We start from the raw sequence: 3,714 nt of genomic DNA, 5'->3' as shown, positions 1-3,714 counted from the left end.
TGATTCATCTGACGTTCAATCTGTTTTAATGCATATGCATAACATTTTTTTTTTAATTTTTTATTAGTGATAGATTTTCTATCTACACCCTGCTTCTGAATCGCATTTTCGATAGGTAAACCATGAGTATCCCATCCTGGAATATATGGTGTATAGAAACCTTCCATATTCTTATAACGACAAATAACGTCTTTGATAACCTTATTTAACATATGTCCAACATGCATATTACCATTTGCATATGGAGGTCCATCATGGAAAATGAAATGTTCTTTTCCTTCATTCTGTTTGATAACCTTTTCATACATGTTAGCGTTCTGCCATCTTTCTACGTAAGCAGGTTCCTTAGTAGGAAGCTTACCACGCATCTCAAAATCAGTTTTTGGCATTAAGAGTGTGCTTTTGTAATTCATATATATCCCCTTTCACAAATAAAAAAACGTCCTTCATAAAGGACGTTTGCACGCGGTACCACCTTTGTTCATATCGTTCGATATGCACTTAAGATCTTAACGCAATCAACGGCATTCCCTACTTTATTCAGGATGCAGCTCCAGAGTGATTCCTGACCAATACACCTTCACCGTTTCCACCACCCACGGCTTCTCTATAAGTTCTCTTGATCAGCGCTCTCTTTCTTCGCTTTTTTTTCTTCTTCATTAATTAAACTAAAAATTTCTGATTTGTCAATAGTTTCTAGTAATTCTGTGCTGATTTTTACAATTTCAGCCCTAAAATCTTTTGCTTCATCCTTAAAGCCTTCTACTTCATCACTTAAACCCTTCACATAATTCATAGACTCTTTAAGAATCATATTCGCATTATGCTTTGCCTTTGTAATCAGTTCACTGGCTTCCTTTAAAGCAAGACGGGAAATCTCTTCATTGGTCTTTCGTTCAACAGATTGACGATTAGCCATCGCGATATTTTCTTTTTTAACTTTATCCAACTCTTTTTCAAGTCTTCTGATTTGTAAAGTAGTTTCCTGAATTTTCTTTTCTAAAGTCTCAATCGTATCATCGACTTCTTCAGTATTATACCCACGAAGCTGCTTATTGAACATGTATCCCATAACCGTGTCCCCTCATCGATAATATTGGCCTTCTATTACATAATTATCCTGCTTTGTTCTTCTATCTGTTATGAATATCTTTACTCGGCCATGATGACGTAAAGATATTATACCGTTATTATCGCATATTTTTGAAATATCTTCAATAACTTTGTAGTTAAGCTTGACATACTGCCCATGAATGGCTTCTACTGCTTTATTGCGAGAAATGCCAAATAATGCAGCAACCATCTTATCTAAACGCAAAGAAGAAACGATTACTGTTTTAGTATAGGTATCCTGCTGAATAGAAAGACGTTCTTTACTTTCTACCAAATGAATAGAAGAGCGTTTGATACGTGTGAGATTCATACGAATATAATCACTATTTTCTGTCATACATGCAAAGGAAAGTGGCTCTTCATTGATATCACCGATACATTGACGTTTAATACCGAGATGCATTAAAGCCCCTAAGACATCGGAATGTTTGAGTTTTCCAAATGTATCATTGTAATCTACTTGAAATACTGTGACTTTAAAGTCTTCAGGTTCAAATTCATAGAAATCAGGCGCGATGAGTACTCTTTTGTTTTCTGCCCCATCAAAGCCTCCATCTGCTTCTACTTTGAGTTCATGACCAATTACACTTTCTACAATGGACTGCTGATGTGGATCAAGAAATTGTGTAAGAATCATACGTTGTGAGTAAAGTGCCTGATCCTTGTAATCTAATATTTTAGAGACGAATTCTTCATCACCTTTAAAATGTTCTAACATATTTCATAAAAAAAGTATTAGCGGATGCTAATACTTATTCCTCCGTACTTGTAGGTGTGTCATCATCAAGAGTAATTGAACCAGTTACACCGATGTTCTTAGGTGTACATAAGAAAATCTTAGGGCCAATTACCTGAATGTCACCATCAATTGCGAAAATAACACCAGTTAAGAAATCAACAACACGTTTCTGCTGTTCCTTCTGTAAACGATGTAGGTTAACGACAGCTGCTTTATTTTTCTTTAAATAACCACCAATTTCCTGAGAATCAGAATAAGCACGTGGTTCAAATAATACAAGACTAGAGTTGGCATCAAATGGCTTCAACATCTCACTTGTCTTTTTAGTCTTATTGTTTTCAAAAATATTAGAATTTTCTTCCTGTCCGTTTTGTGCAGTATTGTAATCTTCTGTATATCCTTCTTCTTCACCGAATAACCAATCTTTAACCTTATCCATACACATGTAAAACCTCCTGTTTGTTTTGTTTATTATAACACATTAGTGATGTGATTTGTATACATTTCTATTTTCTAACCCAAAGATACGTGCAGAATATGATCCTGGTTCAGTATCATTGAGGGCTTTTTCAAACATATTCATTCTTGCATCCACATTATCAATAAGTGTTAATGCTTCTGCTTCAGGAATCTGGGGAAGAACTGGAGATCCATATTCCTGTTTACCATGATGAGAAAGAATCATATGTTCTAGTAAGAATACTTCTTCTCCCTCAATATGTAATTCTTCTGCCATGTCCTTCACCATTGCATGGCCAATAGAGATATGACCTACTAAGCTTCCTTCAATAGAATAAGCAGGAACAATAGGTCCTGTGAATTCCTTAACCTTACCAATATCATGTAGAATAACACCTGCATATAGTAAATCTGCATCTAGAAAGCTATAAACGTTAATGAGCTGATCTGCAAGTTTCAACATACATAAAGTATGATAAAGAAGTCCTGAGGCAAAATCATGATGATTTTTAGTAGCTGCAGGATAGTTCACAAAAGCTGTATAATGTTTTTCAATAAGTCCATGAGTAATCGCATAAAGACGAATGTTGTGGATCTTCTTCATATACATATCTAATTCCTTCTGCATCACTGCTTTTTCAATAGGTGGCTGTGGTAAGAATAAAGCCTTCTGTTCATCATTCATTTCAATAGGCTCAAGCTTAACGATTTTCATCTGTCTCATGCCCTTATAGTTGATGATATCTCCTTTACCTCTTACAACCTGCCCTCTTTCAAATAAACGGATCTGTTCATCTGTGGCAGACCAGAGCTTTGCATCAATAGTACCTGTTGCATCCTGTAAGACAATATTTAAATAAGAAGACTTGTTGGCACCATTTGTTTTACCTACAGTGACTGAGATAATAATAGCTTCAAAACCAACTGTTTCTTTTCCTGGATTCATTTCATTAATTTTAATCATTCAATTCACTCCATATTTCATCCATCACAATCAGGATATCTTCATAATCATACCCCTTCTGCTTAAGAAAACGGCTGATACGCATCTTTAATTCCTGACCATGATATTTATTTTGATAACGTTTATATGTCTTTTCACATTCCTGTTTTAATAAAGACAATGTACGTTCATGAGAAAATTCAAAATCATAGCTATTCATAACAGAAAGAATTGTATTTTCGCTATATCCTTTATTATATAAGGTTCTCTTGATTTTTTGAATTAATCCCTGTGGAGAAAGCTTTCTATTGTTTGAATAGAGCTGATCCACAATATTAAAAGCATATTCTTTTTCTTCTGATTCGTCAAATTTTTCGATTTCTTCTTCAATTAAATGTTCTGGAATGTCTTTATTCTTTAAATCAATAAGTGCCTTTTTTAAGCCTTTACCCTTCTTAAG

General features: G+C 34.5%; 5 protein-coding genes, 1 pseudogene and 1 other annotated feature. All 6 genes and pseudogenes read right to left on the bottom strand.

Annotation, left to right across the window (positions count from 1 at the left end; all coding sequences use genetic code 11):
• Positions 1-413, bottom strand: a 413-nt coding sequence (locus tag ACT8VG_RS08555; RefSeq protein ID WP_444195631.1) for a class I tRNA ligase family protein, incomplete at its 3' end; no start/stop codon positions are given.
• Positions 414-448: 35 nt separating this feature from the next.
• Positions 449-649 (bottom strand) — a binding site (T-box leader).
• Positions 608-1,072: a DivIVA domain-containing protein gene (locus ACT8VG_RS08550; protein WP_217106308.1), complete on the bottom strand. Its 465-nt coding sequence runs from the start codon at positions 1,070-1,072 to the stop codon at positions 608-610. Its footprint overlaps the feature before it by 42 nt.
• Positions 1,073-1,084: 12 nt before the next feature.
• Positions 1,085-1,831: a YlmH family RNA-binding protein gene (locus tag ACT8VG_RS08545; protein WP_117459539.1), complete on the bottom strand. Its 747-nt coding sequence runs from the start codon at positions 1,829-1,831 to the stop codon at positions 1,085-1,087.
• Between the two features lie 34 nt (positions 1,832-1,865).
• Complete coding sequence (locus tag ACT8VG_RS08540) at positions 1,866-2,291, bottom strand: cell division protein SepF (protein ID WP_117459551.1); 426 nt, start codon at positions 2,289-2,291, stop codon at positions 1,866-1,868.
• Between the two features lie 42 nt (positions 2,292-2,333).
• A complete protein-coding gene (locus ACT8VG_RS08535; RefSeq protein WP_217106309.1) occupies positions 2,334-3,275 on the bottom strand; it encodes a 3'-5' exoribonuclease YhaM family protein in 942 nt (313 codons plus the stop codon).
• A pseudogene (locus ACT8VG_RS08530) lies at positions 3,268-3,714 on the bottom strand (hypothetical protein); the annotation flags it as partial. The pseudogene ACT8VG_RS08530 and the gene ACT8VG_RS08535, both read right to left, overlap by 8 nt.

The organism is Catenibacterium sp., assembly GCF_052354645.1.
Lineage (GTDB): Bacteria > Bacillota_I > Bacilli_A > Erysipelotrichales > Coprobacillaceae > Catenibacterium > Catenibacterium mitsuoka_A.
The sequence above is the reverse complement of the archived record's forward strand: the minus strand, read 5'-3'. Positions and strand labels throughout refer to the sequence as shown.